The organism is Streptomyces nymphaeiformis, assembly GCF_014203895.1.
GTDB classification, from domain to species: domain Bacteria; phylum Actinomycetota; class Actinomycetes; order Streptomycetales; family Streptomycetaceae; genus Streptomyces; species Streptomyces nymphaeiformis.
On sequence record NZ_JACHJY010000001.1, the window covers coordinates 12,419 to 26,317 of the forward strand.

Annotated in this window: 9 protein-coding genes; 5 read left to right on the forward strand and 4 right to left on the reverse strand. The window is 70.6% G+C overall.

The annotated features are described in order from the left end of the window. The first annotated feature begins 135 nt into the window (after positions 1-135). Positions 136-900, forward strand: coding sequence for a response regulator (locus GGE06_RS00060; RefSeq protein ID WP_116160699.1), 765 nt, complete (start codon positions 136-138; stop codon positions 898-900). Positions 901-969: 69 nt separating this feature from the next. On the opposite strand, the gene GGE06_RS00065 is transcribed toward GGE06_RS00060, so the two are convergent. Both GGE06_RS00065 and GGE06_RS00070 read right to left on the reverse strand, forming a co-directional pair. Beyond that, on the reverse strand, positions 970-2,133 hold the full coding sequence (locus tag GGE06_RS00065; RefSeq protein ID WP_116160700.1) for a winged helix-turn-helix domain-containing protein: 1,164 nt from the start codon (positions 2,131-2,133) through the stop codon (positions 970-972). Between the two features lie 87 nt (positions 2,134-2,220). Further along, positions 2,221-2,796: a GNAT family N-acetyltransferase gene (locus GGE06_RS00070; protein WP_184929761.1), complete on the reverse strand. Its 576-nt coding sequence runs from the start codon at positions 2,794-2,796 to the stop codon at positions 2,221-2,223. 239 nt (positions 2,797-3,035) lie between these two features. On the opposite strand from GGE06_RS00070, the gene secA reads away from it, so the two are divergent. Next, complete coding sequence (secA, locus tag GGE06_RS00075; RefSeq protein WP_184929762.1) at positions 3,036-5,843, forward strand: preprotein translocase subunit SecA; 2,808 nt, start codon at positions 3,036-3,038, stop codon at positions 5,841-5,843. Between the two features lie 82 nt (positions 5,844-5,925). Here secA and GGE06_RS00080 read toward each other — a convergent pair whose 3' ends face one another. Next, positions 5,926-6,396, reverse strand: coding sequence for an Rv3235 family protein (locus GGE06_RS00080; RefSeq protein WP_220378540.1), 471 nt, complete (start codon positions 6,394-6,396; stop codon positions 5,926-5,928). 275 nt (positions 6,397-6,671) lie between these two features. On the opposite strand from GGE06_RS00080, the gene GGE06_RS00085 reads away from it, so the two are divergent. Next, positions 6,672-7,178 carry a DUF6912 family protein gene (locus tag GGE06_RS00085; protein WP_116160702.1) on the forward strand — a complete coding sequence of 169 codons (507 nt, stop codon included), beginning with the start codon at positions 6,672-6,674 and terminating at the stop codon, positions 7,176-7,178. Between the two features lie 21 nt (positions 7,179-7,199). Continuing rightward, positions 7,200-7,856, forward strand: a complete 657-nt coding sequence (locus tag GGE06_RS00090; RefSeq protein ID WP_184929763.1) for an HAD family hydrolase — start codon at positions 7,200-7,202, stop codon at positions 7,854-7,856. Positions 7,857-7,898: 42 nt separating this feature from the next. On the opposite strand, the gene GGE06_RS00095 is transcribed toward GGE06_RS00090, so the two are convergent. Continuing rightward, complete coding sequence (locus GGE06_RS00095) at positions 7,899-8,453, reverse strand: DJ-1/PfpI family protein (protein ID WP_116160704.1); 555 nt, start codon at positions 8,451-8,453, stop codon at positions 7,899-7,901. Positions 8,454-8,880: 427 nt separating this feature from the next. On the opposite strand from GGE06_RS00095, the gene GGE06_RS00100 reads away from it, so the two are divergent. Beyond that, positions 8,881-13,848, forward strand: coding sequence for an NAD-glutamate dehydrogenase (locus GGE06_RS00100; RefSeq protein WP_116160705.1), 4,968 nt, complete (start codon positions 8,881-8,883; stop codon positions 13,846-13,848). Positions 13,849-13,899: the final 51 nt, after the last annotated feature.

A 13,899-nucleotide genomic window follows, 5' to 3' on the forward strand; every position in this document is an offset into this window, starting at 1 on the left:
CCCCCCGTGCCCCCGCGGAGCACCCCCGGCGCCGCCCGGACGTGAAATCATGGCGTGCACGCCAACCGGTGCCGATCGCGCACGGGTTGGAGGACCGGAAACGACTTCAGGCCACGGCCTTCAGGGGGAGGAACGATGGCGGACAGCTTCGGGCCGGTGCTCAGCGGGCACGAGCACGGTGGTGCGGTCCCGGAGGGATCGGAAGGCACGGGACCGGACGCGGAGGGTGCGTTCCGCAAGGAGCCGATCCGGGTCCTCGTCGTGGACGACCACGCCCTCTTCCGCCGCGGGCTCGAGATCGTCCTCGCCCAGGAGGAGGACATCCAGGTCGTCGGCGAGGCCGGTGACGGTGCCGAGGCCGTCGACAAGGCCGCCGATCTGCTGCCCGACATCGTCCTGATGGACGTACGGATGCCCCGGCGCGGCGGCATCGAGGCGTGCACCTCCATCAAGGAGGTGGCCCCCAGCGCGAAGATCATCATGCTGACGATCAGCGACGAGGAGGCCGACCTCTACGAGGCGATCAAGGCGGGTGCCACCGGCTACCTCCTGAAGGAGATCTCCACCGACGAGGTCGCCACCGCGATCCGCGCGGTCGCCGACGGGCAGTCGCAGATCAGCCCCTCGATGGCGTCCAAGCTCCTCACCGAGTTCAAGTCGATGATCCAGCGCACCGACGAGCGCCGGCTCGTCCCGGCGCCCCGGCTGACCGACCGCGAGCTGGAGGTCCTCAAGCTCGTCGCGACCGGGATGAACAACCGGGACATCGCCAAGGAACTGTTCATCTCCGAGAACACGGTGAAGAACCACGTCCGGAACATCCTGGAGAAGCTGCAGCTGCACTCCCGGATGGAGGCCGTGGTGTACGCGATGCGGGAGAAGATCCTCGAGATCCGCTGAGGCTCGGGCGAGGGCCTTGAGCAGCTCGGGCGAGGCTCAGGAAAGAGCCTTGAGTAGCTCGGACGAGGCTCAGGCGAGCGCCTTGAGCAGGTCGGGGGCCAGCTCCGGGCGGTCCACCCGCTCCACCGTCACCGCGTCGCAGCCCACCCACTCGGCCGCCTCGCGCAGCGCCTTCGCCACCGCCGGTACGGCCTTGGGGCCGTCCAGCGAGACCTGCTTCGCCACCAGCGTCCTGCCCTCCCGCGCCGGGTCCACCCGGCCCACCAGTCGGCCGCCCGCGAGCACCGGCATCGCGAAGTAGCCGTGGATCCGCTTCTGCTTCGGCACGTACGCCTCCAGGCGGTGCGTGAAGCCGAAGATCCGCTCCGTGCGGGGCCGCTCCCAGATCAGCGAGTCGAACGGCGAGAGCAGCGTCGTGCGGTGCCGGCCGCGCGGCTCGGTCGCCAGCGCCGCGGGATCCGCCCAGGCGGGCTTCCCCCAGCCCGCCACCGTCACCGGCACCAGACCCGAGGCCTCCACCACCGCGTCGAACTGCTCCGCCTTGATCCGGTGGTAGTCCGCGATGTCCGCGCGCGTGCCCACGCCGAGCGCCTCGCCCGCCTGCCGCACCAGGCGCCGCACGCACTCGGTGTCGTCCAGGTCGTCATGGAGCAGGTCCTGCGGGATCGCCCGCTCGGCCAGGTCGTACACCCGCTTCCAGCCGCGCCGCTCCGTGACCACGACCTCGCCGTACATCAGCGCCCGCTCGACGGCGATCTTGCTGTCGGACCAGTCCCACCACTCGCCCTTGTTCTTCGCGCCGCCCAGCTCGGTCGCCGTCAGCGGGCCCTGGTCCCGCAGCTGGTCGATCACCTTGTCGTACGCCCCGGCCGACAGCTCGTGCCCCCAGTGCGGGCGGTCGCGGTAGGCGCGGCGGCGGAAGGCGAAGTGCGGCCACTCCTCGACGGGCAGGACGCAGGCGGCGTGCGACCAGTACTCGAAGGCGTGCGCCTCTGACCAGTACGCCTTCTCCACCGTCGGGCGGCCCACCGCGCCCAGGCGCGCGTACGGGATGAGCTCGTGCGAGCGGGCGAGGACCGAGATGGTGTCGAGCTGGACCTGGCCGAGCGACCGGAGGACCCCGCGCACGCCGGCCCTGCGGTCGGGCGCGCCCAGGAACCCCTGGGCGCGCAGGGCGATCCTGCGGGCTTCGTCGGCGGACAGTTCGGCGGCGGGGCGCGGCGCAGTCGTCATGGACCGCACCCTAGGCCCCGGCACTGACAGCCGGCCCGGCCGCAGGCAGGGTCGGGCGCCATGGCAGCGAGCCCCGCCCCCGTGCGCTCAGGCGTCACGGGCCGGGAGGTACGGCAGGGGGCTCGGCAGGCCGAAGTCGGAGGGGAGCAGGGCGCCGATCCAGGCGTCCCGGAGCGTGCCCTTGTTGGCCAGGGAGGCGCGCTGGACGCCCTCGACGACGAAGCCGGCCCGCTCGGCCACCGCGCGCGAGCCGGCGTTGCCGACCTCGGCGCGCCAGATCAGACGGGTGCAGCCGAGCCCGGTGAAGGCCCAGTGGGCCAGGGCGCGGACGATCTCGGTCATGTGGCCGGCGCCGCGGTGTTCCTTCGCCAGCCAGTAGCCGATCTCCCAGACGCCCGCGCCGCGACTGGACAGGGTGGCCGCGGCGAGCAGCGGGCCGCCCTCCACGGGCTCCGCGGCGAAGGTGTACTCGGTGTCCTCGCGCCAGCCGTCCGGGACCAGCCGGTGCACGAAGAACTCCGCGTCCTCGCGCTTGTAGGGGTCGGGGACGGTGGTCCACCGGCGGATGTCGGGGTCCTGGCAGATGGCGTACACCGTCTCGACGTCCTCGGGGACGGGGGTCCGCAGTCGCAGCCGGTCGGTGGTGAGGGTGATGGGATCCATGCCGGGATTGTGGTGACCGCGCGGACCGGAAGCGAACACTTTTCGGGTGGGGCGGCACCTTCCGCCCACCTCGTGCGTTCTCTTTACGGGCGGACGTACGGCTCGGGTACTGCGGGCCTCCCTGTGCGAGGGCGGTCTCGCTTACGATGGCCGTTGCGGTGGGGACCACCTGCCGTGCCCGCGCTCGCGTCCATCACAAGACCCAGTGCCAGGCCCGACCGGCAAGGAGACCAGCCTCAGTGTCCGTCTTCAACAAGCTCATGCGTGCAGGCGAAGGCAAGATCCTGCGCAAACTGCACCGCATCGCGGACCAGGTCAACTCCATCGAAGAGGACTTCGTCAACCTCTCCGACGCCGACCTGCGGGCGCTCACCGAGGAGTACAAGCAGCGGTACGCCGACGGCGAGAGCCTCGACGACCTGATGCCCGAGGCCTTCGCGACCGTCCGCGAGGCCGCCAAGCGCGTCCTCGGCCAGCGCCACTACGACGTCCAGCTGATGGGCGGCGCCGCGCTCCACCTCGGCCACGTCGCCGAGATGAAGACCGGTGAGGGCAAGACCCTCGTCGGCACCCTGCCTGCGTACCTCAACGCGCTCTCCGGCAAGGGCGTGCACCTGATCACGGTCAACGACTACCTGGCCGAGCGCGACTCCGAGATGATGGGCCGCGTCCACAAGTTCCTCGGCCTGACCGTCGGCTGCATCCTGGCCAACATGACGCCGGCCCAGCGCCGTGAGCAGTACGCCTGTGACATCACGTACGGCACGAACAACGAGTTCGGCTTCGACTACCTGCGCGACAACATGGCGTGGTCCCAGGACGAGCTCGTCCAGCGCGGCCACAACTACGCCTGTGTCGACGAGGTCGACTCCATCCTCGTCGACGAGGCCCGTACGCCGCTGATCATCTCCGGTCCGGCCGACCAGGCGACGAAGTGGTACGGCGACTTCGCCAAGCTCGTCACCCGGCTGAGCAAGGGCGAGCCCGGCAACCCGCTCAAGGGCATCGAGGAGACCGGCGACTACGAGGTCGACGAGAAGAAGCGCACCGTCGCCATCCACGAGGCGGGCGTCGCCAAGGTCGAGGACTGGCTGGGCATCGACAACCTCTACGAGTCGGTGAACACGCCGCTCGTCGGCTACCTGAACAACGCCATCAAGGCGAAGGAACTGTTCAAGAAGGACAAGGACTACGTCGTCATGGACGGCGAAGTCATGATCGTCGACGAGCACACCGGCCGTATCCTCGCCGGCCGCCGCTACAACGAGGGCATGCACCAGGCGATCGAGGCGAAGGAAGGGGTGCAGATCAAGGACGAGAACCAGACGCTCGCCACGATCACCCTCCAGAACTTCTTCCGCCTCTACGACAAGCTCTCCGGCATGACCGGTACGGCCATGACCGAGGCGGCCGAGTTCCACCAGATCTACAAGCTCGGCGTCGTCCCGATCCCGACGAACAGGCCGATGCAGCGCAAGGACCAGTCCGACCTGATCTACCGGACCGAGGTCGCCAAGTTCGCCGCCGTCGTCGACGACATCGCGGAGAAGCACGAGAAGGGCCAGCCGGTCCTCGTCGGCACGACCTCCGTCGAGAAGTCCGAGTACCTCTCGCAGCAGCTCGCCAAGCGCGGCATCCCGCACGAGGTCCTCAACGCCAAGCACCACGAGCGCGAGGCCACGATCGTCGCCCAGGCCGGCCGCCGCGGCGCCGTCACGGTCGCCACGAACATGGCCGGCCGCGGTACGGACATCAAGCTCGGCGGCAACCCCGACGACCTCGCCGAGGCCGAGCTGCGCCAGGCGGGCCTGGACCCGGTCGAGCACGTCGAGGAGTGGGCCGCGGCCCTGCCCGGCGCCCTGGAGCGCGCCGAGAAGGCCGTGAAGGCGGAGTTCGAGGAGGTCAAGGACCTCGGCGGTCTGTACGTCCTCGGCACCGAGCGCCACGAGTCGCGCCGTATCGACAACCAGCTGCGCGGCCGCTCCGGCCGTCAGGGCGACCCCGGCGAGTCCCGCTTCTACCTCTCGCTCGGCGACGACCTGATGCGCCTGTTCAAGGCGCAGATGGTCGAGCGCGTGATGGCCATGGCCAACGTGCCGGACGACGTGCCGATCGAGAACAAGATGGTCACCCGTGCCATCGCCTCCGCCCAGTCGCAGGTCGAGACCCAGAACTTCGAGACCCGTAAGAACGTCCTGAAGTACGACGAGGTCCTCAACCGGCAGCGCGAGGTCATCTACGGCGAGCGCCGCCGCGTCCTGGAGGGCGAGGACCTGCACGAGCAGGTGCAGCACTTCATGGACGACACGATCGACGACTACATCCGCCAGGAGACCGCCGAGGGCTTCGCGGAGGAGTGGGACCTCGACCGCCTGTGGAACGCCTTCAAGCAGCTCTACCCGGTGAAGGTCACCGTGGAGGAGCTGGAGGACGCGGCCGGGGACCGGGCGGGCATCACCGCCGAGTTCATCGCCGAGTCCATCAAGGACGACATCCACGAGCAGTACGAGACGCGCGAGAAGCAGCTCGGCTCGGACATCATGCGTGAGCTGGAGCGGCGCGTCGTCCTCTCCGTCCTCGACCGCAAGTGGCGCGAGCACCTCTACGAGATGGACTACCTCCAGGAGGGCATCGGCCTGCGCGCCATGGCGCAGAAGGACCCGCTGGTCGAGTACCAGCGCGAGGGCTTCGACATGTTCACCGCCATGATGGAGGGCATCAAGGAGGAGTCCGTCGGCTACCTGTTCAACCTGGAGGTCCAGGTCGAGCAGCAGGTCGAGGAGGTCCCGGTGCAGGCGTCCGCTCCCTCGCTCACCAAGGAGGACGCGGTACCGGCGGGTGCCGGGCGGCCGGAGATCCGCGCCAAGGGGCTCGACACCCCGCAGCGGCCGGACCGGCTGCACTTCTCCGCGCCGACGGTGGACGGGGACGGCGGTGTCGTCGAGGGCGACTTCGCCTCCGACGACCTCGACGGCGACGGGATGACCCGCGCCGAGCGTCGCAAGGCGCAGAAGAACGCGGGCGGCGGGCGTCGCCGCAAGAAGTGACGCGTTTGAAGTGATGTGAAGAAGGGGTCGGTCGCCCGGGGCGGCCGGCCCCTTCGTCGCGCGTCACGGGCGGCGCCGTTCGTCATGCGTGCGGGGGCGTGCCCAGGCCGTCCAGTTCCACCGCCGCGCAGCGCCAGCGCTGGTCCTCGCCGCGCTCCAGGCGGAACGCCATGGCCCGTACGCGGGTGCCGGTGGCGATGCTCGCGAAGGCCTCGACCACGGACTGCGGGGCGTGCACCTGGACCGAGCATCGGCGCAGGACCGGCCGGGGGCCGTGCGAGCGCAGGGGCGTCTGCGGGGCGAGCCGGACCAGCTGCTCGTACGCGTCGCCGACGGTGTGGCCGAGCATCCAGTGGACGGGCCGCTCCCCGCTCAGCACGGCGAGCAGGCGCTCGGCGAACACCGTGTGCGGGGGGAGCGTACGGGGGCGGGTGCCGGCCGGGCCGCGCGGCCGGGCTCCGGCGGAACCGCGCGGGCGGGTGCCGGCCCGTCCGCCGGGGGCCGTGCGGGGGCGGGGGAGCGGGGAGGGCGTGCTGGTGAGCGTGGCGTTCATGGCGATCCCCTGTCGTTGCGTAACCGGGCGGTACCAGTCGGTAACTTTTGTTGGGGATCTTGTACGGGGGTGCTCCGGGGCCCCGCAAGGACCCCGCCGCGGCGGGGCGGGGTCGAAACCGGATCACCTATCAGGGTGACGCGATCGGAAACCGGGTCTCCGGCGCCCCCGTGGAAGGCCTTCCACGGTGGACGGACGGCGGGTCCGGCCCGCCGCCCCGAAGGGGGACTCCGCACGTATCCTGAGGGCCTCTCCGTCTACGAAAGCGGCCTGCCATGCGCGTCTACATCCCCCTGACCCTCCCCGGTCTCGCACAGGCGCACAAGGCGGGCGAGCTCGGCCCCGGTCCGCTGACCGCCTACGCCGTCACCCCGGCGCTGCGCGAGTGGTACGTCTCCGACGACATCGAGGAGCTGGAGTACGCGGCGCTCAACCGGGCCGCCGCCGCCTCCCTGCGGCTCCTCGCCGGCGACCCCGAGGCGCCCCGGCGCCGGATCGTCGTCGCCGTCGACGTGGCCGACAAGGACGCGACCGTCGACCCCGACCGGGGGCTCGACTCCGGCTCCATCGGCGAGGTCCGCGTCGCCGGAGCCGTACCGCTGGCCAAGGCCGCGGCCGTGCACGCCGACGCGGACGACGCCGAGGCGGACGTCACGGCGGCGGCGGGCGCGCTGGGCGCGGCGGACCAGGGCGACGACGACGCCCAGTTCGTCGTGGACGGGGCCGAGGACCACGAGCTGCTCTGGTTCGGCGTACAGGAGATCCCCTCCCTGCTCGGCTGAGTCGCCGGGTACCGTCTCTCCATGGGGAAGCACGGAAAACACCTGGTCTGGGACTGGAACGGCACGCTGCTCGACGACACCGGCGCGGTGATCGGCGCGACGAACGCGGCCTTCGCCGAGCTCGGGCTCGCGTCGATCACCCTTGAGCAGTACCGCGAGCTGTACACGGTGCCGGTGCCGAAGTTCTACGAGCGGCTCATGGGGCGGCTGCCGACGGACGCGGAGTGGGTCGTCATGAACGGGACCTTCCACCGGCACTACCGGGAGCGGGCCGGGTCCTGCGGGCTCACCGTCGGCGCGGCGGAGCTGCTCGCCGCGCGGCAGGAGGCAGGGGTCACGCAGTCGCTGCTGTCGCTCGCGCCGCAGGCCGAGCTGATACCGCTCGTGCGGCATCACGGGATCGCCGAGCGGTTCGTCCGCATGGACGGGCGCCTCGACGACTCCAGCGACGGGAAGTCCGGGCACATGGTGCGGCACCTGGCCGCGCTGGGGGTTCCGGCGGAGCGGGTCGTCGTCATCGGCGACGCGGCGGACGACGCGGTGGCGGCGGCGCACGTGGGGGCGCGGGCGGTTCTTTACACCGGGGGGTCGCACAGCCGGGCGTCGCTGGAGCGGGTCGGGGTACCGGTGGTCGACTCGTTGGACGAGGCCGTCGCTGTTGCGGAGGAGCTGGTCTAAGGAACCGGGGTGGGCAGGCGGGACGCCTGCCCACCGCCGGTGCTAGCCCTTCGCGCGCAGGACCTTCAGGAACTCGCGCATCCAGGTGGGGTGGTCCGGCCAGGCCCGGGAGGAGACCAGGAGGCCGTCGACCACGGCCGCGCTGTCCTGGAAGGTCGCACCCGCCGCCTGCATGTCGAGTTCCAGGGCCGGGTAGGCCGTCACGCGGCGGCCCTCAAGGTTGCCGACCGCCGCCGTCAGGAGCGGACCGTGGCAGATCTGGGCCACCGGCTTGTCCGCGTCGAAGAAGGCCTTGAGGATCTTGCGGAGCTCCGGGTCGTTGCGCAGGTACTCCGGCGCCCGGCCGCCCGGGATCACCACCGCCACGTACGCGCCCGGGTCGACCTCCGAGAAGGCCAGGTCCGCGGGCCAGGTGTAGCCCGGCTTCTCCGTGTACGTGTCGTACCCCGGCTCGAAGTCGTGGACGACGAAGCGGAGCGTCTTGCGGGCCGGGGCCGCGATGTCGACCTCGTAACCCTCCTCCAGAAGCCGCTGGTAGGGGTACATCACCTCCAGTGACTCCGCCGCGTCCCCGGTCACGATCAGGATCTTCGCCATGGCTCTCCCAGATCACAGATGGTCGGTCCGTCGTGCTGCGCCCATGCTCGCGTACACCGTGCCGCCGGCGGGGCGCTTTACCAAGAGGTCATGTGTCGCTGTCCAAAGCGTCAAACTTCCCCCGCTCTTTTGTACGCATACGGCTCATGACGGTTCGGGGGTCGGGGGCGATAGGCTTTTCCCGTGATCAGCGCGATACGCCGTGGGGGCAGCGAAGCCCCCGGCTGCCGCCCGGTCCGCGACAGCGGCCGGGCCGACCGTGCGTTCGATCCTCTCCGTCCGGGCGCGCCACGCTCCGTGGCCGATAACGTCCTGGGCATCTCTCATCCGGGCATAACGTCGACTTCGACCGGAATCACCGCGTCGTGGCGTTGTGTCCTTTCTTCCACCGACGTCACGCAACGGCGCGCGACAGGAGTCAGAGGACATGCAGACCAAGCTGGACGAAGCAAAGGCCGAGCTGCTCGAGAGGGCCGCCCGGGTAGCTGAGCACAGCCCTGTCGGAGGGCGACTTCCGACGGGCCCGGAAGGCGCCGGTGAGCGTCCGGACCGGGACACCGTGCTCGACTACCTCCAGCGCTACTACCTGCACACCGCGCCCGAGGACCTCACCGACCGCGACCCGGTCGACGTGTTCGGCGCCGCGCTCTCTCACTACCGGCTCGCGGAGAACCGCCCGCAGGGCACCGCGAACGTGCGCGTCCACACTCCGACGGTGGAGGAGAACGGCTGGACCAGCAGCCACTCCGTCGTCGAGGTCGTCACCGACGACATGCCCTTCCTCGTCGACTCCGTCACCAACGAGCTGTCCCGCCAGGGCCGCGGCATCCACGTCGTGATCCACCCGCAGGTCCTCGTCCGCCGTGACGTGGCCGGAAAGCTCATCGAGGTCCTCTCGACCCAGATCCACGGCGAGCTGCCCCACGACGCGCTCACCGAGTCCTGGATCCACGTCGAGATCGACCGCGAGACCGACAAGGCCGACCTCAAGCAGATCACCAGCGACCTGCTGCGCGTCCTGTCCGACGTCCGCGAGACGGTCGAGGACTGGGAGAAGATGCGCGATGCCGCCCTGCGCATCGCCGAGGGCCTGCCCGACGAGCCCACCGCCTCCGACCTGCGGCCGACCGAGGTGGAGGAGGCCCGCGAGCTGCTGCGCTGGCTCGCCGACGACCACTTCACCTTCCTCGGCTACCGCGAGTACGAGCTGGTCAACGGCGACGCCCTGTCCGCCGTCCCCGGCACCGGGCTCGGCATCCTGCGCTCCGACCCGCAGCACGGCGCCGACGACCAGGGCCACCACGCCCACCCCGTCTCGCCCTCCTTCAGCCGGCTGCCCGCCGACGCCCGCGCCAAGGCGCGCGAGCACAAGCTGCTGATCCTGACGAAGGCCAACAGCCGGGCGACCGTCCACCGCCCCTCGTACCTCGACTACGTCGGCGTGAAGAAGTTCGACGCCGACGGCAACGTCATCGGCGAGCGCCGCTTCCTCGGCCTCTTCTCGTCCGCGGCCTACACCGAGTCCGTCCGCCGCGTCCCCGTCGTCAAGCGCAAGGTCCAGGAGGTCCTGGACGGCGCCGGCTTCTCGCCCAACAGCCACGACGGCCGCGACCTGCTCCAGATCCTGGAGACCTACCCGCGCGACGAGCTCTTCCAGACCCCGGCCGACCAGCTGCAGTCCGTCGTCACCAGCGTCCTGTACCTCCAGGAGCGGCGCCGGCTGCGGCTCTACCTGCGCCAGGACGAGTACGGCCGCTACTACTCGGCCCTCGTCTACCTGCCGCGCGACCGCTACACGACCCGCGTCCGGCTGCGGATCATCGACATCCTGAAGGAGGAGCTCGACGGCACCAGCGTCGACTTCACCGCCTGGAACACCGAGTCGATCCTCTCCCGCCTGCACTTCGTCGTCCGCGTCAAGCCCGGCACCGAGCTGGCGAAGCTCACCGACGCCGACGTCGACCGCATCGAGAGCCGGCTCGTCGAGGCCACCCGCTCCTGGGCCGACGGCTTCGGCGAGGCGCTCAACGCCGAGCTGGGCGAGGAGCGCGCCGCCGAGCTGCTGCGCCGCTACGGCAACGCCTTCCCCGAGGGCTACAAGGCCGACCACTCGCCGCGCGCCGCCGTCGCCGACCTGTGCCACCTGGAGGCCCTCGTCGACAGCGGCAAGGACTTCGCGCTCTCCCTGTACGAGCCGGTCGTCGCCGGCCCCGGCGAGCGCCGCTTCAAGATCTACAAGACGGGCGACCAGATCTCCCTGTCCGCCGTCCTGCCGGTCCTCAACCGGCTCGGCGTCGAGGTGACCGACGAGCGTCCGTACGAGCTGCGCTGCGCCGACCGCACCCACGTCTGGATCTACGACTTCGGTCTGCGGATGCCGGCCGCCACCGGGAACGGCGGCGACTACATCGGCGACGACGCCCGCGAGCGCTTCCAGGAGGCCTTCGCCGCCACCTGGACCGGGCAGGCCGAGAACGACAACTTCAACTCGCTCGTCCTCTCCGCCGGGCTCACCTGGCGCGAGGCGATGGTGCTGCGCGCCTACGCCAAGTACCTGCGCCAGGCCGGGGCGACGTTCAGCCAGGACTACATGGAGGACACCCTCCGCGACAACGTCCACACCACCCGGCTGCTCGTCAACCTCTTCGAGGCCCGCATGGCCCCGGAGCGCCAGCGCGCCGGCACCGAGCTGATCGACGCGCTCCTCGAAGAGCTGGACGCCGCCCTCGACCAGGTCGCGAGCCTGGACGAGGACCGGATCCTGCGGTCCTTCCTCACCGTCATCAAGGCCACGCTGCGGACCAACTTCTTCCAGAAGTCGGCGGACGGCGAGCCGCACTCCTACGTCTCCATGAAGTTCGACCCGCAGGCCATCCCGGACCTGCCGGCCCCGCGCCCGGCCTTCGAGATCTGGGTGTACTCCCCGCGCGTCGAGGGCGTCCACCTGCGCTTCGGCAAGGTCGCCCGAGGCGGTCTGCGCTGGTCCGACCGCCGTGAGGACTTCCGTACGGAGATCCTCGGCCTGGTCAAGGCGCAGATGGTGAAGAACACCGTCATCGTGCCGGTCGGCGCCAAGGGCGGCTTCGTCGCCAAGCAGCTCCCGGACCCGACCGTGGACCGCGACGCCTGGCTGGCCGAGGGCATCGCCTCGTACAAGACCTTCATCTCGGCGCTCCTCGACATCACCGACAACCTGGTCGCGGGCGAGGTCGTGCCGCCGGTCGACGTGGTCCGCCACGACGAGGACGACACGTACCTCGTGGTCGCCGCCGACAAGGGCACCGCGACCTTCTCCGACATCGCCAACGGCGTCGCGGAGTCGTACGGCTTCTGGCTCGGCGACGCCTTCGCCTCCGGCGGCTCCGCCGGCTACGACCACAAGGGCATGGGCATCACCGCCCGCGGCGCCTGGGAGTCCGTCAAGCGGCACTTCCGCGAGCTGGGCCACGACACCCAGACCGAGGACTTCACCGTCGTCGGCGTCGGCGACATGTCCGGCGACGTCTTCGGCAACGGCATGCTGCTCTCCGAGCACATCCGCCTGGTCGCCGCCTTCGACCACCGCCACATCTTCATCGACCCGACCCCGGACGCGGCCGCCTCGTACGCCGAGCGCCGTCGGCTCTTCGACCTGCCGCGCTCCTCGTGGGCGGACTACGACACCTCGCTGCTCTCGGCGGGCGGCGGCGTCCACCCCCGCAGCGCCAAGTCCATCCCGGTCAACGCGCAGATGCGGGCCGCCCTCGGCATCGAGGACGGCGTCACCAAGCTGACCCCGGCCGAGCTGATGAAGGCGATCCTCCAGTCGCCCGTCGACCTGCTGTGGAACGGCGGCATCGGCACGTACGTGAAGTCCTCGGCCGAGTCCAACGCCGACGTCGGCGACAAGGCCAACGACGCCATCCGCGTCGACGGCCAGGACGTCCGCGCCCAGGTCGTCGGCGAGGGCGGCAACCTCGGCGCGACCCAGCTGGGCCGCATCGAGTTCGCCCGCAGCGGCGGCCCCGAGGGCCAGGGCGGCAAGATCAACACCGACGCCATCGACAACAGCGCCGGCGTCGACACCTCCGACCACGAGGTCAACATCAAGATCCTGCTCAACGGGCTCGTCGCCGAGGGCGACATGACCGTCAAGCAGCGCAACAAGATCCTCGCCGAGATGACGGACGAGGTCGGCGCGCTCGTCCTGCGCAACAACTACGCGCAGAACACCGCCCTGGCCAACGCCGTCGCCCAGTCGCCGTCCCTGCTCCACGCCCACCAGCGGTTCATGCGCCGCCTGGGCCGCGACGGGGCCCTCGACCGCTCCCTGGAGTTCCTGCCCAACGACCGGCAGATCCGCGACCTCCTCAACGGCGGCAAGGGCCTGAGCCAGCCCGAGCTCGCCGTCCTCCTCGCGTACACCAAGATCACGGTGGCCGACGAGCTGATCGGTACGGAGCTGCCGGACGACCCGTACCTGCGCGGGCTGCTCCACGCGTACTTCCCGACGCTGCTGCGCGAGAAGTTCACCGAGGCCGTCGACAACCACGCGCTGCGCCGCGAGATCATCACGACGGTCCTGGTCAACGACACCGTCAACACCGGTGGCTCGACCTTCCTGCACCGCCTCCGCGAGGAGACCGGCGCGTCGATCGAGGAGATCGTCCGCGCGCAGACCGCCGCCCGGGTCGTCTTCCGCCTCGGCCAGGTCTGGGACGCCGTCGAGTCCCTCGACAACCAGGTGCCGGCCGAGATCCAGACCCAGATGCGCCTGCACTCCCGTCGGCTCGTCGAGCGCGGCACGCGCTGGATGCTCAACAACCGGCCGCAGCCGCTCCAGCTCACGGAGACCATCGAGTTCTTCGCGGACCGGGTCGAGGAGGTCTGGACGCAGCTGCCGGGCCTGCTGCGCGGCTCGGACCTGGAGTGGTACCAGTCGATCCTGGACGAGCTGACGGAGGTCGGCGTGCCGGAGGAGCTCGCGCTGCGCGTCGCCGGCTTCTCCTCCGCCTTCCCGATCCTCGACGTCGTCGCGATCGCCGACCGGATGGGCAAGGAGCCGCTCGCGGTCGCCGAGGTCTACTACGACCTGGCCGACCGGCTGCGGATCACCGACCTGATGGACCGGATCATCGAGCTGCCGCGCAGCGACCGGTGGCAGTCGATGGCCCGCGCCTCGATCCGCGAGGACCTCTTCGCGGCGCACGCGGCGCTGACCGCCGACGTCCTGACGGTCGGCAACGGCACGACGAGCCCCGAGGAGCGGTTCAAGGCCTGGGAGGAGAAGAACGCGGCGATCCTGGGCCGCGCGCGGACGACCCTGGAGGAGATCCAGGGCTCGGACACCTTCGACCTGGCGAACCTGTCGGTGGCGATGCGGACGATGCGGACGCTGCTCCGCTCGCACAGCTAGTGCCGTAGGCAAGAGATGAGGAAGGGCCCCGCCGGTTTTCCGGCGGGGCCC

What these genes read in the sequence shown, in the direction of transcription:
- GGE06_RS00065 (WP_116160700.1), bottom strand. Translation starts at nt 2,133, where the DNA reads ATGACGACTGCGCCGCGCCCCGCCGCCGAACTGTCCGCCGACGAAGCC.
- GGE06_RS00085 (WP_116160702.1), top strand. Translation starts at nt 6,672, where the DNA reads ATGCGCGTCTACATCCCCCTGACCCTCCCCGGTCTCGCACAGGCGCAC.
- GGE06_RS00100 (WP_116160705.1), top strand. Translation starts at nt 8,881, where the DNA reads ATGCAGACCAAGCTGGACGAAGCAAAGGCCGAGCTGCTCGAGAGGGCC.
- GGE06_RS00095 (WP_116160704.1), bottom strand. Translation starts at nt 8,453, where the DNA reads ATGGCGAAGATCCTGATCGTGACCGGGGACGCGGCGGAGTCACTGGAG.
- GGE06_RS00070 (WP_184929761.1), bottom strand. Translation starts at nt 2,796, where the DNA reads ATGGATCCCATCACCCTCACCACCGACCGGCTGCGACTGCGGACCCCC.
- GGE06_RS00080 (WP_220378540.1), bottom strand. Translation starts at nt 6,396, where the DNA reads ATGAACGCCACGCTCACCAGCACGCCCTCCCCGCTCCCCCGCCCCCGC.
- GGE06_RS00090 (WP_184929763.1), top strand. Translation starts at nt 7,200, where the DNA reads ATGGGGAAGCACGGAAAACACCTGGTCTGGGACTGGAACGGCACGCTG.
- GGE06_RS00060 (WP_116160699.1), top strand. Translation starts at nt 136, where the DNA reads ATGGCGGACAGCTTCGGGCCGGTGCTCAGCGGGCACGAGCACGGTGGT.